Annotated in this window: 24 protein-coding genes and 1 pseudogene; 9 read left to right on the top strand and 16 right to left on the bottom strand. The window is 64.5% G+C overall.

Going from position 1 to position 26299, the window contains the following annotated elements; all coding sequences use genetic code 11:
- Positions 1–356: 356 nt before the first annotated feature.
- Positions 357–1757 carry a S1C family serine protease gene (locus ACTNBU_RS06450; protein ID WP_441031903.1) on the bottom strand — a complete coding sequence of 467 codons (1401 nt, stop codon included), beginning with the start codon at positions 1755–1757 and terminating at the stop codon, positions 357–359.
- Positions 1758–2009: 252 nt separating this feature from the next.
- On the opposite strand from ACTNBU_RS06450, the gene ACTNBU_RS06445 reads away from it, so the two are divergent.
- The 4 genes from ACTNBU_RS06445 (at position 2010) to ACTNBU_RS06430 (ending at position 6136) form a co-directional block, all read left to right on the top strand.
- Positions 2010–3608 (top strand): NAD(P)/FAD-dependent oxidoreductase, encoded by a 1599-nt coding sequence (locus tag ACTNBU_RS06445; RefSeq protein WP_441031901.1) that lies wholly within the window; start codon positions 2010–2012, stop codon positions 3606–3608.
- Positions 3609–3696: 88 nt separating this feature from the next.
- The gene (locus ACTNBU_RS06440; protein ID WP_441031899.1) at positions 3697–4677 is read left to right on the top strand and encodes a D-2-hydroxyacid dehydrogenase; all 981 of its coding nucleotides are present in this window, start codon (positions 3697–3699) and stop codon (positions 4675–4677) included.
- A 21-nt stretch (positions 4678–4698) separates the two neighbouring features.
- Positions 4699–4878, top strand: coding sequence for a hypothetical protein (locus tag ACTNBU_RS06435; protein ID WP_441031897.1), 180 nt, complete (start codon positions 4699–4701; stop codon positions 4876–4878).
- Between the two features lie 76 nt (positions 4879–4954).
- The gene (locus ACTNBU_RS06430) at positions 4955–6136 is read left to right on the top strand and encodes an iron-containing alcohol dehydrogenase (RefSeq protein ID WP_441031895.1); all 1182 of its coding nucleotides are present in this window, start codon (positions 4955–4957) and stop codon (positions 6134–6136) included.
- 75 nt (positions 6137–6211) lie between these two features.
- On the opposite strand, the gene nifU is transcribed toward ACTNBU_RS06430, so the two are convergent.
- The 4 genes and pseudogenes from nifU to ACTNBU_RS06410 all read right to left on the bottom strand — a co-directional run.
- Positions 6212–6658, bottom strand: a complete 447-nt coding sequence (nifU, locus tag ACTNBU_RS06425) for a Fe-S cluster assembly scaffold protein NifU (RefSeq protein ID WP_441031894.1) — start codon at positions 6656–6658, stop codon at positions 6212–6214.
- 25 nt (positions 6659–6683) lie between these two features.
- On the bottom strand, positions 6684–7871 hold the full coding sequence (gene nifS, locus ACTNBU_RS06420) for a cysteine desulfurase NifS (protein ID WP_441031892.1): 1188 nt from the start codon (positions 7869–7871) through the stop codon (positions 6684–6686).
- Between the two features lie 198 nt (positions 7872–8069).
- Positions 8070–8516, bottom strand: coding sequence for an RrF2 family transcriptional regulator (locus ACTNBU_RS06415; RefSeq protein WP_441031890.1), 447 nt, complete (start codon positions 8514–8516; stop codon positions 8070–8072).
- A gap of 235 nt (positions 8517–8751) precedes the next feature.
- Positions 8752–8922, bottom strand: a pseudogene (locus ACTNBU_RS06410) (small, acid-soluble spore protein, alpha/beta type); the annotation flags it as partial.
- A 209-nt stretch (positions 8923–9131) separates the two neighbouring features.
- Between ACTNBU_RS06410 and ACTNBU_RS06405 the strand changes: the two are divergent.
- Together ACTNBU_RS06405 and ACTNBU_RS06400 are read left to right on the top strand one after the other, a co-directional pair.
- Positions 9132–9791, top strand: a complete 660-nt coding sequence (locus ACTNBU_RS06405) for a CatA-like O-acetyltransferase (protein ID WP_441031888.1) — start codon at positions 9132–9134, stop codon at positions 9789–9791.
- A 176-nt stretch (positions 9792–9967) separates the two neighbouring features.
- Positions 9968–10393: an Hsp20/alpha crystallin family protein gene (locus ACTNBU_RS06400; RefSeq protein WP_441031886.1), complete on the top strand. Its 426-nt coding sequence runs from the start codon at positions 9968–9970 to the stop codon at positions 10391–10393.
- 87 nt (positions 10394–10480) lie between these two features.
- Here the strand turns inward: ACTNBU_RS06400 and ACTNBU_RS06395 are convergent, their stop codons facing one another.
- From ACTNBU_RS06395 to ACTNBU_RS06355, 9 genes are all read right to left on the bottom strand, one after another.
- Positions 10481–11233, bottom strand: coding sequence for an acyl-[acyl-carrier-protein] thioesterase (locus ACTNBU_RS06395; RefSeq protein ID WP_441031885.1), 753 nt, complete (start codon positions 11231–11233; stop codon positions 10481–10483).
- Positions 11234–11260: 27 nt separating this feature from the next.
- Positions 11261–12664: a GNAT family N-acetyltransferase gene (locus ACTNBU_RS06390; RefSeq protein ID WP_441031883.1), complete on the bottom strand. Its 1404-nt coding sequence runs from the start codon at positions 12662–12664 to the stop codon at positions 11261–11263.
- A gap of 188 nt (positions 12665–12852) precedes the next feature.
- Positions 12853–14526, bottom strand: a complete 1674-nt coding sequence (locus ACTNBU_RS06385; RefSeq protein ID WP_441031881.1) for an ATP-binding protein — start codon at positions 14524–14526, stop codon at positions 12853–12855.
- Between the two features lie 7 nt (positions 14527–14533).
- A complete protein-coding gene (locus ACTNBU_RS06380) occupies positions 14534–15202 on the bottom strand; it encodes a response regulator transcription factor (protein WP_441031880.1) in 669 nt (222 codons plus the stop codon).
- Positions 15203–15680: 478 nt separating this feature from the next.
- On the bottom strand, positions 15681–16316 hold the full coding sequence (phoU, locus tag ACTNBU_RS06375) for a phosphate signaling complex protein PhoU (RefSeq protein WP_441031878.1): 636 nt from the start codon (positions 16314–16316) through the stop codon (positions 15681–15683).
- A 15-nt stretch (positions 16317–16331) separates the two neighbouring features.
- Positions 16332–17087, bottom strand: a complete 756-nt coding sequence (gene pstB, locus ACTNBU_RS06370; protein ID WP_441031906.1) for a phosphate ABC transporter ATP-binding protein PstB — start codon at positions 17085–17087, stop codon at positions 16332–16334.
- 13 nt (positions 17088–17100) lie between these two features.
- Positions 17101–17946, bottom strand: a complete 846-nt coding sequence (gene pstA / locus ACTNBU_RS06365) for a phosphate ABC transporter permease PstA (RefSeq protein ID WP_441031876.1) — start codon at positions 17944–17946, stop codon at positions 17101–17103.
- 3 nt (positions 17947–17949) lie between these two features.
- Positions 17950–18798: a phosphate ABC transporter permease subunit PstC gene (gene pstC / locus ACTNBU_RS06360; protein ID WP_441031904.1), complete on the bottom strand. Its 849-nt coding sequence runs from the start codon at positions 18796–18798 to the stop codon at positions 17950–17952.
- 254 nt (positions 18799–19052) lie between these two features.
- Complete coding sequence (locus ACTNBU_RS06355) at positions 19053–19937, bottom strand: phosphate ABC transporter substrate-binding protein (RefSeq protein WP_441031874.1); 885 nt, start codon at positions 19935–19937, stop codon at positions 19053–19055.
- Between the two features lie 335 nt (positions 19938–20272).
- Between ACTNBU_RS06355 and ACTNBU_RS06350 the strand changes: the two genes are divergently transcribed.
- A complete protein-coding gene (locus tag ACTNBU_RS06350; RefSeq protein WP_441031872.1) occupies positions 20273–20788 on the top strand; it encodes a CarD family transcriptional regulator in 516 nt (171 codons plus the stop codon).
- A 104-nt stretch (positions 20789–20892) separates the two neighbouring features.
- On the opposite strand, the gene ACTNBU_RS06345 is transcribed toward ACTNBU_RS06350, so the two are convergent.
- Positions 20893–21735 carry a DegV family protein gene (locus ACTNBU_RS06345; RefSeq protein ID WP_441031871.1) on the bottom strand — a complete coding sequence of 281 codons (843 nt, stop codon included), beginning with the start codon at positions 21733–21735 and terminating at the stop codon, positions 20893–20895.
- A 310-nt stretch (positions 21736–22045) separates the two neighbouring features.
- Here ACTNBU_RS06345 and ACTNBU_RS06340 point away from each other — a divergent pair, with 310 nt between their 5' ends.
- Together ACTNBU_RS06340 and ACTNBU_RS06335 are read left to right on the top strand one after the other, a co-directional pair.
- Complete coding sequence (locus ACTNBU_RS06340; RefSeq protein ID WP_441031869.1) at positions 22046–23320, top strand: glycosyltransferase family 2 protein; 1275 nt, start codon at positions 22046–22048, stop codon at positions 23318–23320.
- A gap of 140 nt (positions 23321–23460) precedes the next feature.
- Positions 23461–24354, top strand: a complete 894-nt coding sequence (locus ACTNBU_RS06335; protein ID WP_441031867.1) for a dipeptidase — start codon at positions 23461–23463, stop codon at positions 24352–24354.
- A 75-nt stretch (positions 24355–24429) separates the two neighbouring features.
- On the opposite strand, the gene typA is transcribed toward ACTNBU_RS06335, so the two are convergent.
- Positions 24430–26253, bottom strand: coding sequence for a translational GTPase TypA (typA, locus tag ACTNBU_RS06330; protein WP_441031865.1), 1824 nt, complete (start codon positions 26251–26253; stop codon positions 24430–24432).
- Between the last annotated feature and the right edge of the window lie 46 nt (positions 26254–26299).

The following is a 26299-nucleotide window of genomic DNA, read 5'->3' as shown; positions in this document are numbered from 1 at the left end:
TACTGTTATTTTGAAAACAAGGCGGCAGCAGCTTGCACCACTTCCACCTTGAATATATTTTGCTCTATTTGCACCGCATTTCGGCGTTTACACAGAATTTGGGACAGACCCGCCCATTTCCTATTTTCGATTCTATTTTCCCGAATATGTGCTGAAAACCCGGTTGCCGCCTAATTGCGCAACCGGGTTTCTCGACAGCCTGAGCGCACCGTGATCTCTCACGGTGCGCTTTCCCATATCATTCGTCTGCCTGCGATCTATATTGACCGGCCGGGACGTCTGCCGCAAGGGCGGTCTTGGCTCTGCCGCAGCTGCTGCCGCGGCCCGCCCGCCAGACTCCGGCGGATTCCCATGGTTCAGGCCGTGGTGCCGCTGCCCCGGCGGCCGCCGTACTGGCCGAAGAAGTAGTCAAACAGGTCCTGCATGTCGTCGCTGCTGTAGTAGTTGTTGCTGCCGCTCTGGTCCTGGGTAGCACTGGTGGTGGTGTCCTGCTTGGGCTGGGCGCCCCAGGTCAGCTCCACGGTGATGGTCTGGCCCTCCCGGTAGACGGTGAGGGTGGCGGTGTCACCGGCGGAATAGCCCTTCTTGGCGGCGGTGAGGTCCTCCAGGGAGGAGATGGCGGTGTTGTCGATCTTCGTGATGACGTCGCCCATCTTCAGTCCCGCTTTGGCGGCGGCGCCGTCCTCGTCCACGGAGTAGATGAAGGCGCCCTCGGTGATGCTGTAGCGGTACTGCTGGGCCATGCTGGCGCTGAGAGTGCCGATGGTGGCGCCCAGATAGGCCTTGTTGGTGACGTAGCCGTTGGTCATGATGTCCTCGATCATGGAGATGACGTCGTTGATGGGGATGGCGAAGCCCAGACCCTCAACGGCCTCGCTGGAATAGCTGGAGTACTTGGCGGACACGATGCCCACCACCTCACCGTAGCTGTTGAACAGCGGGCCGCCGGAGTTGCCGGGGTTGATGGAGGCGTCGGTCTGGATCATGTTGAAGGGGGTGCCGTCCACGTTGATGGCCCGGTTCACGCTGGAGACCATGCCGCCGCTCATGGAGAAGGTCAGCTCGCCCAGGGGGTTGCCCACGGCCAGCACCCGGTCGCCCACGTTCAGGGAATCGCTGCTGCCCAGGGTCACGGGCTGGAGGTCCTGAGCCTCCACCTTGATGACGGCGATGTCGTAGTCCTTGTCGGTGCCGATGATGGCGGCGTCATAGGTGTCGCCGTTGTACAGGGTGACCTTCACGGTGTTGGCACCGCTGACCACGTGGTTGTTGGTGACGATGTAGCCGTCCTGGGTCAGGATGAAGCCGGAGCCGGCGGAGGCGGTCTCCACCTGCTGGCCGAAGATGTTGGTGCCGGAGCTGCCGGTGACGTTGATGGACACCACGCTGTTGACGTTGGCGGCGTAGACCTCCGCGTCGGTCATCAGCTTCTTGCCGGTGACGGTATTCACCGTCACCTGGGTGGCGGGACGGCCGCTGACGTTGATGGCGGCGTTGTTCCTTCCGGCGCCCACCGCCGCGGTGATGCCGGCGCCCGCGGCGCCGCCCACCAGGGCGCACACCAGGGCCAGGGCCACCAGCTTCACGCCCCGGCGCTCCTTCTTCACAGGCTGCATGTCCTGAACGGGCTGGCGGTACTCGCTCTGGGACGCCTGATAGCTGTGGAGCTGCTCGTCCACGGTGGGGCGGGTCTGGGTGGTCTCGCTGCCGTCCTTGCGGTAGGTGTAATGATACAGATTGTTCTCGTCGTTATACATATCCGGTTCCTCCTATGTCTCTCCCGTTTTCTTCTTATTCTGGATAATAGCAGGAGTTTGTGTACAGAGTGTGACAAAAGATTGCACGAATTTTAAATTTCACCGCCGGGGATCTTTTTCGCTTTTCCCCACCGGCTTCCTTCTTGCACCTTTGCCTGAAGTATAGTATGCTTATCTTAAAACATCCTTTAAGAGATATGAACAATTCAAGAACCTCCGGAATTTTCCGGAGGCGGAAAGGGAACGACCGTTTTGCTGAAGATCGAAAACCTGAAGATCGCGCCGGAGGAGGGCCTCTCCGCCCTGACGGCCCAGGCGGCGAAGCTGCTGAAGGTCCGGGAGAAGGACCTGAAGTCCCTGCGCATCCTCCGCCGCTCCGTAGACGCCCGGGACGGCGTGAAGCTGGTGTACACCGTGGAGGCCACCGTGGACAACGAGGCCGCCGTCATGAAGCGGGTCCACACCCCCAAGGTCTCCCGGTACGCGCCCCCCGCGCCCTACCGCTGCCCCGCCGTGACGGTCCGTCCGGAGACGCCGCCGGTAGTGGCGGGAGCCGGTCCAGCGGGCCTGTTCTGCGCCCTGATCCTGGCCCGGGCGGGGCTGCGGCCCATCCTGCTGGAGCGGGGCCAGCCCACGGAGCGCCGTCAGGCGGACGTGGAACGGTTCTGGTCCACCGGAGCGCTGGACGTCACCTCCAACGTCCAGTTCGGTGAGGGCGGCGCCGGGGCCTTCTCCGACGGAAAGCTGAACACCGGCACGAAGGATCCCCGGCACCGGTTCATTCTGGAGCAGTTCGTCTCTTGGGGCGCGCCAGAGGACATCCTTGTGGACGCCAAGCCCCACATCGGCACGGACCGGCTCCACATCGCCCTGGTGAATCTCCGGCGGGAGTTGCTGTCCCTGGGGGCGGACGTCCGGTTCGGCAGCCGTCTGACGGACATCGCCGTGAAGGACGGCGCCCTCACCGGCGTCACCGTGGAGGGGCCGGAGGGCACCTACGCCCTGCCCTGCCGCCAGCTGGTGCTGGCCCCGGGCCACTCCGCCCGGGACACCTTCGCCATGCTCCACGCCCGGGGCGTGGCCATGGAGGCCAAGCCCTTCGCCGTGGGCGTCCGCATCGAGCACCGCCAGGCGGACATCGACCTGGCCCAGTACAAACAGTACGCCGGAAGCCCCAGCCTGCCGGTGTCGTCCTACAAGCTGTCCTGCCACCTGCCCAACGGGCGGGCGGCCTACTCCTTCTGCGTCTGCCCCGGCGGACAGGTGGTGGCCGCCGCGTCGGAGCAGCAGCGTCTGGTCACCAACGGTATGAGCGAGTTCGCCCGGGACGGGGAGAACATCAACGGCGGCTTCCTGGTGAACGTCACGCCGGAGGACTTCGGCGGCGACGGTCCCCTGGCGGGCATCGCCTTCCAGCGCCGTCTGGAGGAGGCGGCCTTCGCGTTGGGCGGGTCGGACTTCAAGGCCCCCTGCCAGCGGGTGGGGGATTTTCTGGCCCGCCGTCCCTCCGTCCGGTACGGACGGGTGCGGCCCACCTACCGCCCCGGCGTTACCATGACGGACCTGCGGCTGTGCCTGCCCCCCTTCGTGGCGGAGACGCTGGCGGAGGCCCTGCCCATTCTGGGGAAAAAGCTCCGGGGCTTCGACGATCCCGACGCCCTGCTGACCGCCGTCGAGACCCGCAGCTCCTCCCCCGTCCGCCTGCCCCGGGACGAATCGTATCAGTCCGTCTCCCTCCGGGGGCTGTATCCCTGCGGCGAGGGGGCGGGCTACGCCGGTGGCATCCTCTCCGCCGCCGCCGACGGGATGCGCGCCGCCGAGCAGGTCTGCGCGGCGCTGTCCGGTGTCTGAGCGTCCCCGTCTCCCACTGTCTTTTCCGGGCGGAGGAACGGCCCTGTTCCCTCCCGCCCATCAATTTATGTATCGGAGGTCTGTCTCTATGAACCGCAATCTCTGCGTCTGCCAGGATTTCCTCACCGACGCCCACAAGGCCCGGATCACCGCCGCCGCGGAAGCGGCGGGCTTCACGCCCCACTTCTTCACCCCGGAGCAGTTTGACGAGGCCAGTGCCTGCCTTCAGGACTGTGAGGTCCTGTTCTCCCATATCCCGGAGCTGCTGCGCACCGCCCCCGCCAGTCTCAAGTGGTACTGCTGCTCCTATGCCGGCGTGGACCCCTACTGCAAGGACCCCTCCCTTTTCGCCAATCCGGACTGCCTGCTGACCAACTCCTCCGGCGCCTACGGCGTCACCATCGCGGAGCACATTGTCATGGTGACGCTGATGCTGCTGCGGCAGATGCCCGCCTATCAGGCGGACATGGCCCGGGACGGCTGGGTGGACGAGCCGAAGCCCATCCGCTCCATTTTCGGCAGCCGCGTCACCGTTCTGGGCACCGGCAACATCGGCACCACCTTCGCCCACCGGGCCAGAGGCCTGGGGGCCGCCCACATCACCGGCGTCTGCCGCAGCGGCAGGAACGACGACCCGGTGTACGACGAGGTACTGCCCATCTCCCGGCTGGAGGAGGCTCTGCCGGAGACAGACCTTCTGGTGATGGCCCTCCCAGGCACGCCGGAAACCGCCCACATCCTGAACCGGGAGCGCATCTCCCTGCTGCCCGCCCACGCCTACGTAGTCAATGTGGGCCGTGGCACCGCCATCGACCAGGAGGCCCTGGCGGACGCCCTGAATGCGGACCGTCTGGCCGGCGCCGCCCTGGATGTCATGGACCCGGAGCCGCTGCCCATGGACCATTTCCTGCGCAGCGCGAAGAACCTCCTGCTGACGCCCCACATCTCCGGCAACATGGCCCTGGGCTACACCCGGGACATCACCGTGGACATGTTCTGCGAGGACCTGGCCAATTACGCCGCAGGCCGGCCCCTGGCCCATCTGGTGGACCGGAAGCTGGGATACTGAGACTTGAAGGGGGCTCCGCCCATGGAAAAGCGATGGTCCCGGGCTATTGATGAGATCCGGCGGGAAAAATTCGGTGATGCGGAGGACCTTCGCCGGGAGGGCCGGTCCGGCCAGCGGCAGTTTCTGATAGACGGACTGCGATTTCTTGTGGGCGTGGGTGCGGCGGCATTTCTGCTGAGCCTGCTCCGCGCCTGCTTTTGAAAAGCCATTCTTTGAAAAGGATCGACGTGTCCACCGGCACTGCGCGACCCAAATGATGAGATCTGGAGGTCAAATTATGGAACGCTTCAATTTCTACGCACCCACCTACTTTGCCTTCGGCAAGGGACAGGCAGAACAGACCGGCGAACTTGTCCGCCGGTTCGGCGGCACCAGGGTCCTGCTGGTCTACGGCGGCGGCTCCATCAAGCGCAACGGCGCCTATGACGACGTCACCGCTTCCCTGAAAGCCGCCGGCATTCCCTGGGCGGAGCTGGGCGGCATCCAGCCCAATCCCCGCAGCGGAAAGGTCTACGAGGGCATCGAGCTGTGCCGCCGGGAGGGTGTGGACTTCATTCTGCCCGTGGGCGGCGGCTCCGCCATCGACACCGCCAAGGCCATCGCCGTGGGCGTGCCCTACGACGGGGACTTCTGGGACTTCTTCTCCAAGAAGGCCCCGGAGAAGACGCTGCCGGTGGGCGTGGTGCTGACTATCGCCGCCACGGGCAGCGAGTCCTCCAACGCCACCGTCATCACGAAAGAAGAAGGGAACCTGAAGTGGGGCAACGTGAAGTCAGACCTCTACCGTCCGGCCTTCGCCGTCATGGACCCGGCCTACACCTGCTCCCTCCCCGCCTACCAGACCGCCTGCGGCGCCACGGATATGCTGTCCCACATCTTTGAGCGGTACTTCACCAACACGGAGCATGTGGACGTGACGGACCGGCTGTGTGAGGGGCTGATGCAGACCATCCTCACCGCCGCCCCTCAGGCCATCGCCCATCCGGAGGATTACGACGCCCGGGCAGAGCTGATGTGGGCGGGCACCCTGGCCCACAACGACACCTGCGGCGTGGGCCGCGTCCAGGACTGGGCCAGCCACCAGATTGAGCATGAGCTGTCCGCCTTCTTCGACTGCGCCCACGGCGCGGGCCTGGCGGTGGTGACCCCGGCGTGGATGCGGTACGTCATGGCCCACAACTACATGCGCTTCGCCCAGTTCGCCGTCCGGGTCATGGGCTGTCAGATGGACTTCGCCTGCCCGGAGAACACCGCCCGGGAGGGCGTGGACCGGCTGGAGTCCTGGCTCCGGTCCATCGGTATGCCCACCACCCTGGCGGAGATCGGCGCCGACCCCGCCATGATCCCCGAGATGGCGGCCCACCGCGCCCAGAAGCCCAACGGCTTCCCCTTCGGCCAGTTCATGAAGATCTACCCGGAGGACATGGAGGCCATTCTCCGTCTGGCTGTCGGAGAATAAGTCCCGCAACGGCAGCAAACAAGCCCGCCGCGTTTTCACAAACGCGGCGGGCTTTCTCTTATCTCGGCCAGTCCCTCACTGATGATGGCTGTCGCAGGCCATGCAGTGCTCGCAGTCCATGGCCAGCTCGTCGCCGTAGGGGATGTGGTTCTTGTCAAAGTAGTCCTTGATGGCGGCCTTCACCGCCTCCTCCGCCAGCACGGAGCAGTGGAGCTTGTAGGCGGGCAGGCCGTCCAGGGCCTCCACCACCGCCTTGTTGGTCAGTTTCAGGGCCTCGCTGATGGGCTTGCCCTTGATCATCTCCGTGGCGATGGAGCTGGTGGCGATGGCGCTGCCGCAGCCGAAGGTGTTGAACTTCACGTCGGTGATGGTCTGGGTATCGTGGTCCACCTTGATATACATCCGCATGATGTCGCCGCAGCGGGCGTTGCCCACCTCGCCGATGCCGTCGGCGTCGTCCATCTTGCCCACGTTCCGGGGATGCTGAAAATGGTCCATGACCTTGTCGCTGTATAATGCCATAGTCGTCTCCTCCTGTTATAATCTCTTAAATCTGATGCTTCCGGATGCCCCGCTCCAGCTCGTCCCACACCGGGGACATGTCCCGGAGATACTCCACGATGCCGGGCAGGACGCTGAGGACGTAGTCCACTTCCTCCTCCGTGGTGGCCTCGCTGAGGGTCAGCCGCAGGGAGCCGTGGGCCACCTCGTGAGGCCGTCCCAGGGCCAGCAGCACATGGCTGGGGTCCAGGGAGCCAGAGGTGCAGGCGCTGCCGGAGCTGGCGGCGATGCCCTTGCCGTCCAGAAGCAGCAGCAGAGACTCGCCCTCAATGCCCTCGAAGCACAGATTCACGTTGCCAGGCAGACGCCGGACGGGATCGCCGTTGAGGACGCTGTGGGGGATCTTCGTCAGCTCCGCGATGAGCTTGTCCCGCAGGGGCCGCATGTGGGCGGCGTTCTGCTCCATGTTCTCACAGGCCTCCCGGAAGGCTGCGGCGGCGCCGCAGATGCCGGCGGTGTTCTCCGTGCCGGCCCGCTTGCCCCGCTCCTGGGCGCCGCCCTCGATGACGTTGGTCAGAGGGATGCCCCGGCGGGTGTACAGCACGCCCACGCCCTTGGGGCCGTGGAACTTGTGGGCGGACAGACTCAGCATGTCGATGTCCATGGCCTGGACGTCAATGGGCAGGTGCCCCGCCGCCTGGACGGCGTCGGTGTGGAACAGCACCCCCGCCTCCCGGCACAGCTTCCCGATCTCCGGGATGGGCTGGATAGTGCCGATCTCGTTGTTGGCAAACATGATGGTAACGAGGCAGGTGTCCGGCCGCAGGGCGGTGCGCACCTCGTCCGCGGTGATGACACCGTCAGGAGGGATGTCCAGCAGCGTCACCTCAAAGCCGTGCTTCTCCAGCTTCTGCAGGGTATGGAGGACGGCGTGATGCTCAAACTTGGTGGAGATGACGTGCTTCTTGCCCTTCTTCTCCCCCAGGGCCGCCGCGGACAGGATGGCCTGATTGTCCGCCTCGCTGCCGCCGGAGGTGAAGGTGATCTCCTCCGGCCGGGCGGCGTTGAGATATTTGGCGAAGGTCTGCCGGGCATCGTACAGCCGCTCCGCGGCCCGCTGGCCCAGGGTGTACAGGCTGGAGGGGTTGCCGTAGTCCTCCGTGAGACAGGGCAGCATGGCGTCCAGCGCGGTCTTGCTGACGGCTGTGGTGGCTGCGTTATCCAGATAGATCATAGTCTCTGTTCTCCTTTATTTCATATATGATTACTATGATATGAATAACACAGCTTCCCCTACTTGTCAAGTAGGTATTCCAAAAATTCTCCGATTGGTCAAAAAAGGCGATGGATCCCGCAATTCTCTCCGGCCGGTCCGACGCGCAGAACGACCCCGCGCCTTCCCGGCGCGGGGCCGTTTGGTCCTCTATTCCGTTCAGCACTCTGCCCTGTGCTGGGCGGGATGTTCCTTTTCCTGCTCGGTCCGTACCAGATCCGCCAGGGTGAACCGGTCGATATACTGGTTGATGACGGCGTACAGCCCCGTCCAGAAGTCCAGGGTGGCGCACTCATGGGACCGCTCGCACCGGTTCTCCGAGTCCTCCAGACAGGCCACCGGCGCCAGATTGCCCTCCGTCAGCCGCAGGATGTCCCCCACGGTGTACTCCTCCGGAGCGCGGGACAGCCGGTATCCCCCCTGGGGACCCCGTCCGCTGCGCAGGAATCCTGCCTTGCTCAGCAGGCCCACGATTTGCTCCAGATATTTGGCGGAGATCCCCTGCCGCTCTGCCACGTCGCGGATGGAGATCAGGCTGCCGTCGTCATGCTCTGCAAGGTCGATCATCAACCGGAGCGCGTACCGCCCCTTTGTGGAAATTCTCACAGAGAATACCCTCCTCTCTTTCTAATTCCCATTCTGCCACAGGGAATTATACTTTTCAAGCGGAATTTCCCCATTTCCTGCATTTTCTCCGGAGTCTCCAGAATCCAGGGCGGTTTTTCTACAGAACGGTCAATGTGCCGCTTTACAGCAGCAAACAGGCTATGTACCCCACTCCGGCGGCGTGTCCCGGCGCCGTCCGGTCCGTCCGGGAGTAGTCTGTTGTCCGTATGGGTGTCATGTTCTTGACCATCTGGCCGCCCACGGAACCGGCCTCACGGGAGGTCAGGTCGCCGTTGTAGCCCTCCTTCAGGTTGACGCCGACCTCGGAGGCAGCCTCCATCTTGAACTTATCCATAGCGGCACGGGCCTCGGGAACGTTGAGCTTATTGCTGTTCTTGGTAGACATAACTTCTTTTCTCCTTTTTTCTCAAAACTGATTGCGTTTGGGTCCACTGGGTATCGCAAGCATAGTTTGACTCGAAAAAAGGAGAATATGCCGGGATCCTGCCGGAAAATTTTGTTTTTCAATCTGCCGGAGAGAACGGACTTGCGGCTTTGTCCGGCGCGCATTATAATGATACAAAATCCATCCATCCCCGCTGACAGGAGGTACCTATGGAACAGCATCTGCCCGCCTACCGCCCCATCGACCTGGACACCTGGCCCCGCCGGGAGCATTTTCAGTATTACCGCACCGCCATCCCCTGCGGCTACTCCGCCACCGTCCGCATGGACGTGACGGAGGCGGTGGACTTCGCCAGAGCCCACGGCCTGCACTTCTATCCCTGCTTTGTCTACGCCGCCGCAAAAACCGTCAACGGGCAGGACGAGATGCGGATGATGCTGACGCCGGAGGGCACCCCCGGCGTCTGGGAGGTCTCCCACCCCTGCTTCACCGTCTTCCACAAAGACGACCACACCTTTTCCGACCTGTGGACGGAGTATGACCCGGACTTCCGGACCTTCTATCAGGGCTTCCAACAGGTGACGGACCAATACGGCGACCGGCACGGCGTCAAGGGACGGCCCGGCCAGCCCGCCAACTTCTTCTGCATCAGCTGCGTGCCCTGGCTGGACTACACCGGCTACGCCAACTACTCCACCGGCACCCCGGCCCTGTTCCCCATCATCACCTTCGGAAAGTATACGCTCTCGGAGGGCCGCTATACCCTGCCGGTGACGCTGAGCATCTCCCACGCCTCGGCGGACGGCTGGCACACCAGCCGGTTCTTCCAGGGACTGGAGGAGAATCTGGCCGCTTTCGGCAGCTTCTGAGCCCCCAGTTTTAGCACTCCAGTCGTCAGAGTGCTAATGTTTACAAACCGTTCAAATCTCCGTAACATAATATCCGATTTTCTCCGATATGATAGGGCCTGTAAAAAGAACAGAGCGGGCCGCGGCCGGGGCAGTCAATGACCGGCAGGCGGCGTGATCATGAGGAGGAAATGCATATGCTGGAACTGAGACCTTATCGCGGGACTTTCTGGGACCCCTTCTCCGATATGGAGAAACGCTTTTTCAATGACAGTACGCCGGACCGCCGTCCCGCGGCCTTCGGCACCGATATCACCGACGAGGGCACCTACTTTGAACTGAAGGCGGACCTGCCCGGCTTCCGCAAGGAGGACATCCACCTGAACCTGGACGGCGACACCCTGACCATCACGGCGGAGCGCCACTCCCGGTATGAGCAGCGGGAACATCAGGGCAAGTACATCCGCTGTGAGCGGTCCTACGGCTCCTACAGCCGCAGCTTCGACGTCACCGGCATCCACACCGAGGGCATCCAGGCCGCCTACACCGACGGCGTCCTGACCCTGAAACTGCCCAAGCAGACGGCGGAGACCCCCGTCAGCCGCCGCATCCAGATCAACTGAGCGTTTTACCCGATTGATAAAAGCCCCGGCGCCGTTTGGCGCCGGGGCTTTTCGCGTCTTCTGATATCCGTGAGATCCGTCGCCGTCTCACCCGAACAGGCAGGCGCAGCTGAAGCTCCGCTCCGTGCCGCAGAGGCCCTCCATCAGATAGGTGTCCCCCTGGCGGCAGCCCAGCAGGGTCAGGGTCTCCCCCCGGGTGGCCTCCCTGCTGTAGTTGATCTGGAACTCCCGCAGGTCCGCGTCCTGGAGGTCCGTGGGCAGGGCGTCCCAGATGATGTCGCCGTAGCTGCCGCTGTAGACGTGGCCGTTGTGGTCCAGCTCCGAGAAGGCCACCGGATGCTCCCCCAGGACCTCCACGCCCTCTCCGGGCAGGACGATCCTCCGGCAGGCCGGACAGTCCGCCGCCCGGCCGCTGGCGGTGAGCTCCTTGCCGGTGAATGCGGAGGGCCGCAGGATCCGCCGGTCCAGCGGGTCCACTAGGATCCACTCGCTCTTTCCGGAGACGCAGGGCGTGCCGTCCTCCGACAGCAGCTCGTAGTCCCGGCACATGTGGGCGCCGCGGACGCCGTTCTCCCAGGTGGAGACGGTGACGGTCTCCCCCGCCACGGGGCAGCGGTGGACCCGGAAGGCGATGCGGGACAGCAGGAACACCTGCCGGAGGCCGTAGAGATACTCATAGGTGAAGCCCCGGGCCTCGAAATCCTGGGCGCCGCCGTTGGCCAGGAAGCTCAGCAGCGTGGCCGTCCGCGCCCGGCCGTGGACGTCGCACTCCCGGAAGGTCAGCTCCTCCTGCCGGAAGAAGCGGTCGTCCTCCCTCCATTGTCTCCGTTCGTTCAGCATAAAGCCTCCGTTCCCGATCGGGCCGCGTCAGACCCGCTTTTCAAAATAGTAGAAGGTATCGTCCTGGCCGTTGGGCCGCATGCAGGAGGCCAGCATTTTCCGGGAGGCCTCGTTCTCCCGGTAGCACTTGGCCACCACCCGGATGAGGTGGACCTTGTACAGCGCCCAGTCCGCCACCGCCGCGAAGGCCTCGGTGCCGTAGCCGTGACCGGCGTAGGCGGCGTCGATGCGGCAGCCCAGCTCCGCGTCGCCCCGGTAGTTGAACCGGTACAGCACCGCCTCGCCGATGAGCTTCCCGTCCAGACGGACGGCGAAATTCACCGCCGCCCGGTTCTCAAAGTCCCGCTTCGCCACGTCGAAGAAGCTCCGTTCCTCCACAGGGCCGCCCAGGCCCCCCACGTCGTCGTAGCCCCACCAGCGGTTCCGGTCCTGGTCCAGCACCAGGGCGTTGTAGGCCGGGATGTCTTCCTCCGTCAGGGCGGACAGGGTCAGCCGCTCCGTGGTGAGGGTAGGGATGGCGGACACGTGGCACAGCAGCTCGTTCTGGGGCTCAAAGCGGTACTTGGGGGCCAGCAGCACCGGGCCGTACTGGAGCTTGCTGGTGCGCAGGCCCCGGTCGGCGGCGTCGTCCTCCCGGTTCAGGAAGTCCACGTCCGTGCCGAAGGTCTGGGCAAAGGCCTGCACCGTGGCGGGATAGACGCCGGGATAGGAGTACAGGGCCTTTTCGATGTGGATGATCAGCGTCCGGCCGCACTTCTCCGCCATGGACAGGGAGATCAGCTTCTCCCCGTCGAAGAAGCCGCCGCAGCGGGTCCAGGAATTCCCCGCCAGCTTCAGCATCTCCATGGCGATGTGCAACTCCTGGACGGCCTTGGGATTGTTCTCCTTGGTGAACTCCCCGCCGTAGTCCCGCCAGAAGGCCTCTACCGCCGGGGCGTCCTCCGCCGTCAGCGGGCGGAATTGAGCGTTGGGGCAGGCGGCCCGGAACTTCTTGATGTGGTTCCGCTGGCCGGCGTACCGGCGGCCGGCGAAGTTCTGGAGATCGGCGGTGTTGTACACATAGTCCTGCCAGGTACGGATGTTGCCCACCCGGACATAGGGATACCGGGCCAGCAGGGTCCCCGCCTTCACCTGGGGCACCACGGAGATCACCGGCGGGACGCCGGACTCGATGCAGTCGTTTTCAATGGCCGTCAGGGCGGCGTCCTCGTCCCCCTCCGGGCCGGGCACCGGGTAGTCGTAGACCACCTGTCCGTCGATGGTGTTGCGGACGATGAGGCAGCCCGCCGCCTCCGCCCAGGCGGGGTGCAGATAGTCCCGCCACATGAGCTTGGTGCCCACCGCGTATTCGCACAGGCCGTAATTGCAGTCCGCGTAATAGCCGCGGAGCCGCTCCGCGTCCTCCAGTTGGATGGGTCGATAGTTCAGCATAAAATCAGGTTCCTGACCTCTTTCTGTATGGATTTCTGTATGATATTTTGAGCAATTTTTCATAGATTTTTAATTATAACACATCCTTTGCGAAATTGCATCACCTTTTTCCAAGAAAAACAGTGTGAATATCAATACAACTGCGGAAACGCCGGACCATTTTCATGGTCCGGCGTCTGTTTTCTGTATCATGCCCGCCGCTCCCGGGGGGTCTTGGGGATGGACAGGGTGAAGGTGCTGCCCCGGCCCACCTCGCTCTTCAGCTCCACGGAGGCCCCCAGATAGGCCGCGCCGTGCTTCACGATGGAAAGTCCCAGTCCCGTGCCGCCGGCGGAGTGGCTTTTGTCCATGCGGTAGAACCGCTCGAAGACCCGCTGCCGGGCCTCCGGCGGGATGCCGATGCCGGTGTCCGTCACCGTCACCCGGGCCTCCCGGGGCCGGTCCTCCACCGTGACGGTGACGCTGCCGCCGTCCCGGTTGTACTTCACCGCGTTGTCGCAGAGGTTGTAGAGGATCTCCTCCAGGATCTGGGGAACGGCCCGGACCGTGGACGGCCCGCCTCTCCGCTCCAGAGTAATGTCCCGGCCCTCCGCCGCGGCCCGGACCTGCTCCAGCACGCAGCCCGCCATCTCGTACAGGTCGCAGTCGGTCCAGTCCGCCACCGGGCCGCCCTCGTCCAGACGGCTGAGGCGGATGATGTCGTTCACCAGGTCGATGAGCCGTCCCGCCTCCCGGTGGATGTTCCCGGCGAAGTGGGACACGTCCTCCGGCCGCACCAGGCCGTTCTGCAAAATTTCCGCCGTGCCCAGGATGGACGTCAGCGGTGTCCTCAGCTCATGGGATACGTTGGCGGTGAACTCCCGCCGCAGGCTCTCCCGCTGCTCCTTCTCCGTGGTGTCCAGGATCACCAGCACCGCGCCGCTGAGGTGGCCGTCCTGGAAGACGGGGCTGGCGATGATCTGGCGGCAGCAGCCGTCCTTCTCCAGCACCTGCTCGCTGCGGCGTCCCCCCAGGGACTCCTCCACGCAGCGGCGGAAGCCCGCCTCCCGGTTCAGGTCGTAGGCGCTGGTCTCCTGCTCCACGGTGATATCCTCGGCGTCCAGCAGCCGCAAGGCGGCGGCGTTGTGGGACAGGACATGGGTCCGGGTGTCCAGCACCAGGAAGCCCTCCTCCATGTTGTCGGTGATGGCGGAGAACTCCTCCTGACGGCGGCTGAGCTGGGCCATCTGGAGGCTGATCTGCCGGTTCTGGCTGCGGATCCTGGCCAACAGGGGCGTCAGCTCGTCATAGGTGATCTTGTTGCCGGGGTCGGACGGGTCCAGGGCGTTGATGGGCTCCACGATGAGCCGGGCGGCCCGGGACGCCATCAGGCCCGCCAGCACGCAGGCCGCCAGCACCACCGCCGCCAGGGGCTGAAGGATCTGCACCACCAGCATCCACACGGAATACTGGGTGCTGGCCGTCCGGAGGACGGTGCCGTCCGCCAGCCGCTGGGCGTAGTACAGAGTCTTCTGCCCCAGGGTGCTGGAGTACCGGGATGCCTGTCCGGCGCCGCTGTCCAGCGCCGCACGGATCTCCTCCCGGCCGATATGGTTCTCCATTTTGGCCGCGTCCTCCCAGTTGTCATAGAGGACGGTGCCGTCCGCCGCCACCCAGGTGATGCGGTTGTCCCGGGGCAGGCCGGAGAGATAGTCCAGCCCCCCGTCCTCCACGCCCCGGAGGATGTACGCGGTCTGGCTCTGAAGCTCCCGCTCCACCCGCTCCTCAAAGTAGCCGTAGAGCACGCCTGTGATGAGGACCAGGCAGGCCAGCAGCGCCGCCAGGGCCACCGTCAGAATGGAACGAAAAATCCGTTTTGTCATAGTTCTCTCACTCGCCGATCTTATAGCCGTAGCCCCGGACGGTCTCCACGCACTCGCCGCACTTCCCCAGCTTCTGCCGCAGGGTGCGGATGTGGACATCCACCGTCCGGGTCTCGCCGGTGAACTCGTAGCCCCACACCTGACTGATGAGCTGCTCCCGGGAGAACACGGTGCCGGGATTCCGCAGCAGCAGGCACAGCAGTTCGAACTCCTTCTGGGTCAGCACCACGTTCCGGCCCTCCGCCTGGACGGTGTGCTTGGCGGGCACCACCCGCAGTCCGCCGTGGGACAGCACTTCCTCCTCCGGCTCCGGTTCCGTCCGCCGCAGCAGCGCCCGGATGCGGGACAGCAGCTCCATCATGCCGAAGGGCTTGGCCACGTAGTCGTCGGCGCCGCCATCCAGGCCCAGCACCTTGTCGTACTCGGTACTCTTGGCCGTCAGCATGATGATGGGCAGTTTGGCGGTGCGGGGCGCGGCCCGCAGCTTTTTCAGAATGGAGAGACCGTCCTCCTCCGGAAGCATGATGTCCATCAGCACCAGGGACGGCATCTGCTCCTCCATGGCCCGCCAGAAGTCGGAGGGCAACTCGAACCCCCTGGCCTCCATGCCCTGGCTGTTGAGGGTGTAAATGACAAAATCCCGGATGCTGGCGTCATCCTCCAGAAGATAGATCATAAGGCGATCCTCCTTGCAAAATCAAAAAGTGAATCCGTCCCCACAACGCGCGTCTTCCGCCCCGCCAAACCGTCTCCCCGCGCCTTCCGCCGCAGGCGGAACAGCCCGCGCACTTTTCGCCAAAGGCGGAAAGGCGCGGTGGAAAGCCCCGGCGTTGGCTTCACCCTCCGGTCGAAACCAGGGAAAGGGGGCCAGGGGGAAGCCTACGGTTTCCCCCGATTCCCGCGCCTTCCGCCGCAGGCGAAAGGCGCCAAGGAAAAGGGCCAGGAAAAACCTACGGTTTTTCCGGTTGCTCTGCCCACAGGGCAGAGCAATCTGCCGGAATCATTTTTCCGGCGGCGTGTACGTCGGAAAAATACATTGACCCCAGCCGCCGGGGGCGGCGACACCAGTGACGCGGCGTCACTGGTGAGGGGGAATAGCGGAGTCTGGCACCGCCCGACGGAGCGTAAAGGGGGGACGAAGTCCCCTCTTTACCTCACTTTCTTCCGGTGATGGAAAACTCCACCCACTCCGCCACATTGGTGGCGTGGTCGCCGATGCGCTCGAAGTATTTGGCGATCATCAGCAGATCCAGACCCAGCTCGCCCTGCGCCCGGTCGGCGGCGATGAGACCGATGATCTCTCGCTTCTCCCGCTCGAACAGGGCGTCCAGCTCGTCGTCCATGGCACAGACGGACCGGGCCAGCTCCAGGTCGGACTTGACGAAGGAGTCCACGCTGTCCGTCACCATGCGGCAGGCCGTCCGGGCCATGTCGGCGATGCCCCGCATCTCCGACGGGTCCGCCGTGACGGCGTAGGGCGCCAGCTCCGCGATGTCCGCCGCCTGGTCGCCGATGCGCTCCAGATCGGAGATCATCTTCAGCGCCGCGGAGATGGTCCGCAGGTCCCCCGCCACCGGCTGCTGCTGGAGCAGCAGCTTCAGGCAGCGGCTCTCCACGTCCCGCTCCTTCTGGTCGATCTCCCGCTCCGCCGCCCTGGCCTTCTCCGCCAGGGGCAGGTCGTTTTTCAGCAGGGCCTCCGCCGCCGCGGAGATGGCGTCCTCGCACAGGGCGCCCATCTGGATCAGTTCGATGTGCAGCTCCTCCAGCTGCTCGTTGAAACGGTCACGCATTGCCCTCAGCCTCCCTTATCCGAACCGTCCGGTGATGTAGTCCTCGGTCTTCTTCTCTCTGGGGTTGGAGAAGATCTGCTCGGTGTCGCCGAACTCGATCAGCTCCCCCAGCAGGAAGAAAGCCGTCTTGTCGGAGACGCGGGTGGCCTGCTGCATGTTGTGGGTGACCATGATGACAGTATACTTGCTTTTCAGCTCCACCGCAAGGTCTTCGATCCTGGAAGTTGAAATTGGGTCCAGGGCGCTGGTGGATTCGTCCATCAGCAGGATGTCCGGCTCCACCGCCAGCGCCCTGGCGATGCACAGACGCTGCTGCTGGCCGCCGGAGAGGCCCAGGGCGCTGGTCTTCAGCCGGTCCTTCACCTCGTCCCAGATGGCCGCGTCCCGGAGGGACCGCTCCACGATCTCGTCCAGCAGCACTCTGGAGCGGATGCCGTGGGTCCGGGGGCCGTAGGCCACGTTGTCGTAGATGCTCATGGGGAAGGGATTGGCCTTCTGGAACACCATGCCCACCTGCTTGCGCAGCCAGGTGGTGTCCACTGAGGGGGCGTAGATGTTGGTGCCGGCGTAGAGGACCTGGCCGTCGATGCGGCAGCCGGGCACCAGATCGTTCATCCGGTTCAGGGTCTTCAGGAAGGTGGACTTGCCGCAGCCGGAGGGGCCGATAAGGGCCGTGATCTGGTTGGCGGGGATGTCGATGTCGATGTGATGCAGGGCCTGGTGGTCGCCGTACCACAGGTTCAGGTCCCTGGCTTGAATGATGGCAGACATGGTATCCATTCCTTTACTTTTTCAGTTTCCGGCCCGCCAGATTGGCGGCCATGTTGATGAGGAACGTCAGGAGCATCAGGATCGCCGCGATGGCAAAGGCCACGCCGGTCTCGCCCCGCTCGCTGGCGTAGACGTACAGCGCCACCGTCAGGGTGGCGGAGGAGGACTCCAGCGCCGCCCGGAAGCTGTTCAGCACCAGGCCGAAGCCGGCGGTGAACAGCAGCGCCGCCGACTCGCCCACGATGCGGCCCACCGCCAGGATGCAGCCGGTGACGATGCCGTCCACCGCGTTGGGCAGCACCACCGTGCGGACCATGTGCCACTTGCCGCTGCCCAGGGCCAGGGAGCCCTCCCGGTAGGACTGGGGCACGGTTTTCAGGCTCTCCTGGGTGGTACGGACGATGGTGGGCAGGATCATGATCACCAGGGTCAGGCCGCCGGCCTTGATGCCCGCCTGCCAGCCGCACAGCTGGAGGAAGAACAGCATGCCCACCAGGCCGAAGATGATGGAGGGGATGCCCGTCAGGGTCTCGGTGGCGAACTCGATGACCGCCACCAGCTTTTTGTTGGAGGCGTACTCCGTCAGGTAGATGGCGGCCCCCACGCCCAGGGGCAGCACGATGACCATGGCCAGGGCGATGATATACAGCGTGTTTAAAATATTCGGCAGAATACCGATTGTATTGCGCAGATAGCTGGTCTGGGTGGTCAGCAGCTCCCAGGTGATGTTGCCCAGGCCCCGGTAGAAGATGTAGCCGATGAGGAACACCAGCAGGGCGCAGGTCAGGCCGGCGCAGAGATACAGCGCCGCCCGCAGGGTCCGGTCATAGACCCGGCGGCGGGGAGACAGGGTCTTCATGGCTCAGCCCTCCTTCTTGTGCTTGATGAACACGTTCAGCAGCACGTTGATCAGCATGATGAACAGGAACAGCACCAGACCGATGGAGAACAGGGCCTGCCGCTGAAGGCTGCCCACGGCGGCGTAGGACATCTCCGAGGCGATGGCCGTGGTCAGGAAGCGGACGGAGGTGAACAGGCCCGGCATGTTGGGCACGTTGCCCGCCACCATGATGATGGCCATGGCCTCGCCGATGGCCCGGCCCACGCCCAGGACGATGGCGGTGGCGATGCCGCTGCGGGCGGCGGGGACCGTCACCCGGAAGACGGTCTCGATGTGGGTGGCCCCCAGGGCCAGGGACGCCTCCTCGTACTCCCGGGGCACGGCCTTCAGGGCCGTCTCGGAGACGTTGATGATGGAGGGCAGGATCATGATGGCCAGCACCACGATGGCCGCCAGCAGGCAGGCGCCGGAGCTGAGGCCGAACAGCCGCTGGATGCCGGGCACCAGCACGATCATGCCCACCAGGCCGTAGACCACGGAGGGGATGCCCGCCAGCAGCTCCACCGCCGTGTGGACCACTGCCGCCAGCCGGGGATTGGCGACCTTCGCCAGAAAGATGGCGGTCATCAGGCCCACCGGCACGCCGATCACCACCGCCCCGGCGGTGCCGTAGACGCTGGTGAGGATGAAGGGCAGGATGCCGAACCGGGCGCCGGTGGTAGAGTTGGTGGGCGCCCAGACCTTTCCGAACAGGAACTCGGTCAGGCCGATCTCCCGGATGGCCGGGACGCCGGAGATGATGAGATAGACGCTGATGCACAGCACGAAGCCCACCGCCACGATGCCGCACAGCAGGAACACCAGGTGCATGAGGCCCTCCAGGACGTCCCTGGCGCCCTTGGTGCGGGGCGTCCGGCCGTCCGCCGGGCCGCTCCGGGCGGCGGGGGCCGGACCGGGGATATGCAGTGTGTTTTCCATTTGACAGAACCTCCAGTCGGGAAAGCATCTTGTCCACGCTCCGACGGCGTGTACCGGCGGGCGCGGGGGGTCTCCGGTGGGAGACCGGTTCACGGCCGCAGCCTCCGCCGGTGAGACCGGGCGGAGGCTGGGCAGAAAGAGGGGGCTTACTTTGCCACGGGCACCGCGCCGGCGGCCTTGATCAGTTCGTTGGCGGCGGAGGAGGTGGCGAAGTCGAACCAGGCCTGGGCCGCGTCAGACAGGGCGGCGCCGTCCTTGGTCACCAGCACGAAGGGGCGCTGGATCACGTAGCTGCCGTCCAGGACGGTGGCCTCAGAGCAGGCCACGCCTTCCACCGTGACGGCCTTGATGCCCGTCTGGCCCTCCACGGAGGACAGAGAGGCGTAGCCGATGGCGTTGGGGTTGTTCTTGACGGCCTCGATGACGGCGCCGGTGGAGGTCAGCTCCTGGGCCAGCTTGCAGGCGTCCTTGGTGCCGGTGATGCTCTCGAAGCCGTCCCGGGTGCCGGAGCCGGCCTCACGTCCGATGCAGGCAATCTCGCCGGCATTGCCGCCCACGGCGCTCCAGTCGGAAGCGGCGCCGGTGAAGATGTCATAGATCTGGTCAACGGTCAGGTCCTCCACAGTGGAGCCGGCGTTGACGATGACGGCGATGCCGTCCAGGGCCAGGGTGGTGCCGGTGAGGCCGTTGGCCTTCTCCTCGTCCTTTAGGGCGCGGGAGCTGAGGCCGATGTCGCAGGTGCCGTTGGAGGCGGCCTCGATGCCGGTGCCGGAGCCGGTGGCGTCGTAAGTAACGGTGACGCCCTTGTTGTCGGTCATGAACTGCTCGTTGATGGCGCCGATGACCTTCTCCATGGAGGTGGAGCCGTTGGTGGACACGGTGCCGCTGAGTTCCACGGCGGCGGGCTGGCTGCTGCCGGTGTTGGAGGCGGCAGGGGTGGAAGCGGCGGGGGCGGAGCCGTTGGAGCCGCAGGCGGTCAGAACGGCGGCGGTCATGGCCAGGGACAGCAGAGTCAAAATACGTTTCTTCATCTCGGAAGATCTCCTTTTCAGCTTTTTGATCGTTTTACCTTCGTGCGGTATGGTCACAGTATAAGGGACGGCAAGTCAAATCCGTCACCATAAGTCTGTAAAGTGTTTGTAAAACCGATCCATGCCGCCCCCCTGTCCCGATCCCGCGCATCTGCGGGAAAAAGTACGTGGAATGCGTTTTTCCGTTCAAATTGCCCAATGAAATTTTTCTATTTTTTTGTATTTTTCCAATTACGTTTTTCAAAAAAACTGTGTAAAATAGAATTGTATGGTATCTGTATCTAATTTTACCGGAAACGGTGAAATCTTTGTTTTTGTAAAGGAGGTCTCAGCGAATGTATCAGGCAGGTGAGTTGGTCTTTTATGGTTCCGCTGGCGTGTGCCGGGTGGAGGGACTGGGCAATCCGGACCCCCGGGACCGGAGCGGAAAGCAGTTCTATCTCCTGAAGCCCCTGTATCAGGACGGCGTCATCTACACCCCGTTGGACAGCGGCGAGCGGATGATGCGCCCCGTCATGTCGGCGGAGGACGCCCGGGCCCTCATCGCCCAGATCCCCACCATCCAGCCGGAGGCCTTCCGGGAGCGGACGCTGCAGCTTCTCTCCCAGCGGTATCAGACCCTCCTCCAGTCCGGCAACGGCCGGGACCTGTTGGAGCTGACCATGTCGGTCTATCAGAAGCGCCGTCAGGCGGAAAAGCAGAACCGCCGCCTTGGCATGGTGGACGAGAAGTACGGCCGGCAGGCGGAGCGTCTGCTGTTCGGCGAGCTGGCCGTGGCGCTGGACATCCCTGTGGACCAGGTGCCCGCCTATATCTCCTCCCGGATGAAGGAGCAGGTCTTCGCCGGATAAGGCCATTTTCAGCGCAAAAATCCCCCTGACGCGGCATCCGCCGTGTCAGGGGGCGTTCTGTTTGGGGGGCAGACCCGATCAAATGGCCTGTGCGGGGCCGCCGCTCAGCGGCGGAGGAACATGATGCCCAGGGTGTCCGGGCCGCAGTGGGAGAAGATGGTGCAGCCCGCCTTGGCCTCGATGATCTCTCCGAACCGGCCGTCCGCCCGGAGAAGGTCTCTGGCGGTCTCCACCAGTCCCGGCGCGCGGCAGCAGTCCACCAGCACCGCCCGGCTGGTGTCGATGTCCGTCCGGCCATCCAGCCGGTCATGGATGTAGTCGGCGATGGCCTTCTCCATGGTTCCCCGGTACTTCTTCACCACGGACATCTTTCCGTCGATGACCTGGATGCCGGGGTGGAGCCGCAGCAGATTGGCCCCCAGGGCCAGCACCGCGGAGCAACGCCCGCCCTTCTTCATGTACTCCAGCCGGTCCATGACGAAGCTGGCCTCCACCCGGGGGATCAGCTTCTCCAGAAGCGTCAGGATCTCCGCTGGGGACTTTCCGGCGGCCGCCGCGTCCGACGCCGCCAGCACCACCAGGCCGTGGCCGCTGGAGAGGTTCCCGGAGTCCACCACGTACACGTTGCCGAACTCCTGGGCCGCTGCCCGGGCGTTCTGATGGCAGCTGGAGAAGCCGGAGCCGAGATTGATATGGATGACGGCGTCGTACCGCTCCGACAGGGGCGCGAACAGCGTCTCGTAGTCCGCGATGTTCACCGCCGAGGTGGTGGTGATCTCACCGCCGCCGTCCACATGAGCGGCAATGTCCCAGATGCTGATGTCCACGCCGTCGTGATAGAGCTTCCCGCCCTTGGCGACGCCCAGGGGCGCCACCGTGATGTTCCGCTGCTCCAGAAGGGCGGCGGGCAGATCGCAGGTACTGTCAGTGGTGATCTTGATGGTCATAGGGGCGATTCCTCCGTATATTCAGCGCCGCCGGAGCGGCGAACTTGATTGGGGTTATTCTATCATGTTCCGCCCCGGATTTCCACAGAAACGGGAAAGATGTCTCCGGATATTTTATGGAAACGCTCCCGCCATCCATCAAAAACGGCCGAAACCGCGCACAGTGTCCCATATTTGTGAATTTTGTCTGAATTTATTTTGACACTTTGGCGCATTTGTCCAAATCCGACTTGCAAAACAGGTGTGGAGTTTTATAATAATGTCTGCTGAATCAACCACAAAAATTCTGAGGACAAGAGGGTCCGTGAACATGATCTTTGGACTGCACATCTGGAACATGGTGTTTCTGCTGGTGCTGCTGGCCTTCGGCGTGGCCACGCTGCTGTATATGCTGGTGGGCCTTGCCAACAAGTACATATTCGCCGAGCCGGAGGCGCCGGAGGAACACCGCTACGCCGCCGTCATCTCCGCCCGGAACGAGGAGGGCGTCATCGGCGGACTCATCAAGAGCCTGCGGACCCAGCGGTATCCGGCGGACAAACTGGACATCTACGTGGTGGCCGACAACTGCACCGACCGCACTGCCGAAGTGGCGGAGCGGGCGGGAGCCACGGTCTACGTCCGCCGGAACGCCCGGGAGGTGGGCAAGGGCTACGCCCTGGACTTCCTGTTCCAGAAGCTCCTGACCCTCCACGCCAGCCGGCACTACGCGGGCTACTTCATCTTCGACGCCGACAACGTGGTGGACGAGAACTTCACGGCGGAGATGAACAAGACCTTCTGCCGTGGGGGCTACGACGCCATCACCTGCTACCGCAGCTCCAAGAACTTCGGGGACAACTGGATCTCCGCGGGCTACTCCATCTGGTTCCTGCGCCAGTCCCGGTTTCTGAACTTCCCCCGGAGCCTGCTGGGGCTGAACTGCGCCGTGGGCGGCACCGGGTTCTTCGTGTCCGACCGGCTGATTCGGGAGAACGGGGGCTGGCCCTTCCATCTGCTGACGGAGGACATCGAGTTCTCCGCCGACTGCGCCGTCCGGGACAGGGCCATCGGCTACTGCGACCGGGCGGTGGTGTTCGACGAGCAGCCCACCGCCTTCCGCCAGTCCTGGGACCAGCGGCTGCGGTGGTCCCGGGGCTTCTATCAGGTGGACGCCAAATACGCGCCGGCCCTGCTGCGGGAGAGCCTGCGGGGCGGCGTCCACGGCATCTCCTGCTGCGACATGCTGTTCAACCTGATCCCCGGCCTGCTGGGGGCCGCCGCCGTCTTCCTGCTGGGCGGACTGCTGGCCATGCACTGTCTCCTCCACCCCGCCGCCGGACTGACGGCCTCCCTGCTGCTGGATATCGCCAAATATGTGGCCGCGGGCTACTACGCCCTCATGTTCCTGTGCGGTCTGACCACGGTGCTGACGGAGTGGCGGCGCATCCCCGCCAGCCGGTGGAAGAAGGTGTGCTATCTGCCCCTGTTCCCGGTGTTCATGCTGACCTATCTGCCCATCGCCGTGACGGCCCTGTTCCGCAAGCCGGAGTGGAAGCCCATCCACCACACCCCCACGGCGGAGCCGGAGTCCGAGGGGCTGTGACGCCTCTCCCCTGTCCCGATATCCGCCCGCCGGAAGCGCGCCGCGTTTCCGGCGGGTCTTTTGTTTTGCCGGTGCAGACACGGCGGTTTGATGCTATACTGGAACAGTGCAACGAACATCATCAACAGGAGGACTCCGCCATGACTCTTTTCCCTCTCCCCTACTTTGACGCCCACTGCGACACCCTTAGCCGCTGCCTGAACACCGGCGAGCGCCTGCTGCGGACAACGGGACAGTGCGACCTGACCCGGCTGTCCGCCTACCGCCCCGCCGGACAGCTCTTCGCCATCTACCACGACGCCGCCCACATGCCGCCGGAGGGCCTGTTCCGCAGGGCCTGCCGCCAGCAGGCCCTGTTCCGGGCGTCCCGGGAGAAATACCCGGAGCTGATGACCCACGCGGCATTGTCCGTGGAGGGGGCAGAGCTGCTGGACTGCGACCCGGACCGGCTGGAGATTGCCGCCGCCTGGGGCGTCCGCAGCGTCAACCTCACCTGGAACCACGCCAACGCCCTCTCCGGCAGCCATCTGGAGCAGCCGGAGCGGGGACTGTCCGACGTGGGCCGGGCCTTCGCCCGCCGGGCGTATGCCCTGGGCATCCTGCCGGACGTGTCCCACCTGTCGGACCCGGGCTTCTGGGACCTGGTCAGGATCGCGGAGGGTCCCCTCTTTGCCAGCCACTCCAACAGCCGGGCCGTCTGTCCCCACACCCGCAATCTGACGGACGACCAGTTCCGGGCCATCCGGGACAGCGGCGGCGTGGTTGGCGTCAACCTGTACACCGTCTTCGTGGGCGGCGGCTCCATGGACAGCCTGCTGGCCCACTTCGACCACTTCCTGGATCTGGGCGGCGAGAAGACGGTGGCTCTCGGCTCCGACTGGGACGGCGGCATCACCGGCGCGGGGGGCATCCGGGGGGCGGAGGACATGGGCCTTCTGGCGGAGGCCATGGCCCGCCGGGGCTACGGCGAGGCCCTGATCCGGGACATCTTCTGGAACAACCTGGCCCGGCTGCTGGGCGCGCCTCAGGTGTGACACGGCTCCATATACGCAGAAACTCCCCGGACGGCGGTGCCGTCCGGGGAGTGGTGTTTTTTTGGGGGGGAGAATTTACTTCTTGCCGTGCATGGCCTTCATCCGCTGCTCGTGGTTCAGGATGCTCTTGCGGATGCGCAGGCTCTTGGGGGTGACCTCCAGCAACTCGTCGTCCGCCAGGAACTCCAGGCACTGCTCCAGGCTCATCTGCTTGGGGGGCACCAGACGCAGGGCGTCGTCGGAGCCGGAGGCCCGGGTGTTGGTCAGCTGCTTCTTCTTGCAGGCGTTGACGGTGATGTCCTCGCCCCGGTTGGCGATGCCGATGACCATGCCCTCATACACCGGCACGCCGGCGCCGATGAACAGGGTGCCACGCTCCTGGGCGTTGAACAGGCCGTAGGTGATGGACTCGCCGGTCTCGGAGCAGATGAGGCTGCCCATGCCCCGGCGCTGGATGTCGCCCTTGTAGGGGGCGTAGGAGTCGAACACGGAGGCCATGATGCCCTCGCCCTTGGTGTCGGTGAGGAAGTCGTTGCGGTAGCCGAACAGGCCCCGGGCGGGGATCAGGAACTCCACCTTCATCCGGTCGCCCACGGGGGTCATCTCCACCATGTCGGCCTTCCGCTGGCCCAGCTTCTCGATGACGGAGCCCACACTCTCGGCGGGCACGTCCACCACCAGCCGCTCGATGGGCTCGCAGCGCTTGCCGTCGATCTGCTGATACAGCACACGGGGGGGAGACACCTGGAACTCATAGCCCTCCCGGCGCATGGTCTCGATGAGGATGGACAGGGACATCTCGCCCCGGCCTGCCACGTTGAAGGCGGTCTCCACATTGGTGTCGCTGACCTTCAGGGACACGTCCTTCAGGGTCTCCCGGTACAGCCGGTCCCGGATCTGGCGGGAGGTGACGTACTTGCCCTCCCGTCCGGCATAGGGGGAGTCGTTGACGGAGAAGGTCATCTCCAGGGTGGGGCGGGAGATCTGCACGAAGGGCAGGGCCTCCACGCAGTCGGAGGCGCAGATGGTGTCGCCGATGGTGACGTCGGGCAGACCGCTCATGGCGATGATGTTGCCGGCGGTGGACTCGGTGACGGCGGTGCGCTCCAGGCCCTCGAACTCATAGATGGCCGTAGCCTTGGCCTTCCGGAGGACGGCCTCCGGGGCGTGGTAGTTGCACATGGCCACTTCCTGATTCTGCTTCAGGGTGCCCCGCTCGATGCGGCCGATGGCGATGCGGCCCACGAAGTCGTTGTAGTCGATGGAGCTGACCAGCATCTGGAAGGGCTGGTCCACCTCCGCCTGGGGCGCGGGGATATACTCCAGGATGGTCTCGAACAGGGGCTTCAGGTCCGTACCCTGCACGTCGGGAGAGTAGGAGCAGATGCCCTGCCGGGCGGAGCAGAACAGCATGGGGGAGTCCAGCTGCTCGGGGGTGGCGTCCAGGTCCATCAGCAGCTCCAGCACCTCGTCGATGACCTCGTGGATGCGCTGGTCGGGGCGGTCGATCTTGTTCACCACCACGATGACCCGGTGGCCCAGCTCCAGGGCCTTGCTCAGCACGAAGCGGGTCTGGGGCATGGGGCCCTCGGCGGCGTCCACCAGCAGGATAACGCCGTTGACCATCTTCAGGATGCGCTCCACCTCGCCGCCGAAGTCGGCGTGGCCCGGGGTGTCCACGATGTTGATCTTCACGTCCTTGTAGCGGATGGCGGTGTTCTTGGCCATGATGGTGATGCCCCGCTCACGCTCCAGATCGCCGGAGTCCATGACACGGTCCACCACTTCCTGACCGGCGCGGTACACGCCGCCCTGCTTCAGCATCTGGTCCACCAAGGTGGTCTTGCCGTGGTCGACGTGGGCGATGATGGCCACATTTCTCAGTTTTTCATTCTGCATAAATCGATCTCCTTACGATACGGGGCAGACAGCGCCGCTCCGCAAG

The organism is Dysosmobacter sp. HCP28S3_G4 (assembly GCF_052065175.1).
Lineage (GTDB): Bacteria > Bacillota > Clostridia > Oscillospirales > Oscillospiraceae > Oscillibacter.
This window is presented reverse-complemented; position numbering and strand designations above follow the sequence as displayed.

Coding starts and splice junctions, on each gene's coding strand:
- ACTNBU_RS06450 (WP_441031903.1), bottom strand. CDS start 1,757: ATGTATAACGACGAGAACAATCTGTATCATTACACCTACCGCAAGGAC.
- ACTNBU_RS06440 (WP_441031899.1), top strand. CDS start 3,697: ATGAACCGCAATCTCTGCGTCTGCCAGGATTTCCTCACCGACGCCCAC.
- ACTNBU_RS06435 (WP_441031897.1), top strand. CDS start 4,699: ATGGAAAAGCGATGGTCCCGGGCTATTGATGAGATCCGGCGGGAAAAA.
- ACTNBU_RS06430 (WP_441031895.1), top strand. CDS start 4,955: ATGGAACGCTTCAATTTCTACGCACCCACCTACTTTGCCTTCGGCAAG.
- nifU (WP_441031894.1), bottom strand. CDS start 6,658: ATGGCATTATACAGCGACAAGGTCATGGACCATTTTCAGCATCCCCGG.
- nifS (WP_441031892.1), bottom strand. CDS start 7,871: ATGATCTATCTGGATAACGCAGCCACCACAGCCGTCAGCAAGACCGCG.
- ACTNBU_RS06405 (WP_441031888.1), top strand. CDS start 9,132: ATGGAACAGCATCTGCCCGCCTACCGCCCCATCGACCTGGACACCTGG.
- ACTNBU_RS06400 (WP_441031886.1), top strand. CDS start 9,968: ATGCTGGAACTGAGACCTTATCGCGGGACTTTCTGGGACCCCTTCTCC.
- ACTNBU_RS06395 (WP_441031885.1), bottom strand. CDS start 11,233: ATGCTGAACGAACGGAGACAATGGAGGGAGGACGACCGCTTCTTCCGG.
- ACTNBU_RS06390 (WP_441031883.1), bottom strand. CDS start 12,664: ATGCTGAACTATCGACCCATCCAACTGGAGGACGCGGAGCGGCTCCGC.
- ACTNBU_RS06385 (WP_441031881.1), bottom strand. CDS start 14,526: ATGACAAAACGGATTTTTCGTTCCATTCTGACGGTGGCCCTGGCGGCG.
- ACTNBU_RS06380 (WP_441031880.1), bottom strand. CDS start 15,202: ATGATCTATCTTCTGGAGGATGACGCCAGCATCCGGGATTTTGTCATT.
- phoU (WP_441031878.1), bottom strand. CDS start 16,316: ATGCGTGACCGTTTCAACGAGCAGCTGGAGGAGCTGCACATCGAACTG.
- pstB (WP_441031906.1), bottom strand. CDS start 17,087: ATGTCTGCCATCATTCAAGCCAGGGACCTGAACCTGTGGTACGGCGAC.
- pstA (WP_441031876.1), bottom strand. CDS start 17,946: ATGAAGACCCTGTCTCCCCGCCGCCGGGTCTATGACCGGACCCTGCGG.
- pstC (WP_441031904.1), bottom strand. CDS start 18,798: ATGCACCTGGTGTTCCTGCTGTGCGGCATCGTGGCGGTGGGCTTCGTG.
- ACTNBU_RS06355 (WP_441031874.1), bottom strand. CDS start 19,937: ATGAAGAAACGTATTTTGACTCTGCTGTCCCTGGCCATGACCGCCGCC.
- ACTNBU_RS06350 (WP_441031872.1), top strand. CDS start 20,273: ATGTATCAGGCAGGTGAGTTGGTCTTTTATGGTTCCGCTGGCGTGTGC.
- ACTNBU_RS06345 (WP_441031871.1), bottom strand. CDS start 21,735: ATGACCATCAAGATCACCACTGACAGTACCTGCGATCTGCCCGCCGCC.
- ACTNBU_RS06340 (WP_441031869.1), top strand. CDS start 22,046: ATGATCTTTGGACTGCACATCTGGAACATGGTGTTTCTGCTGGTGCTG.
- ACTNBU_RS06335 (WP_441031867.1), top strand. CDS start 23,461: ATGACTCTTTTCCCTCTCCCCTACTTTGACGCCCACTGCGACACCCTT.
- typA (WP_441031865.1), bottom strand. CDS start 26,253: ATGCAGAATGAAAAACTGAGAAATGTGGCCATCATCGCCCACGTCGAC.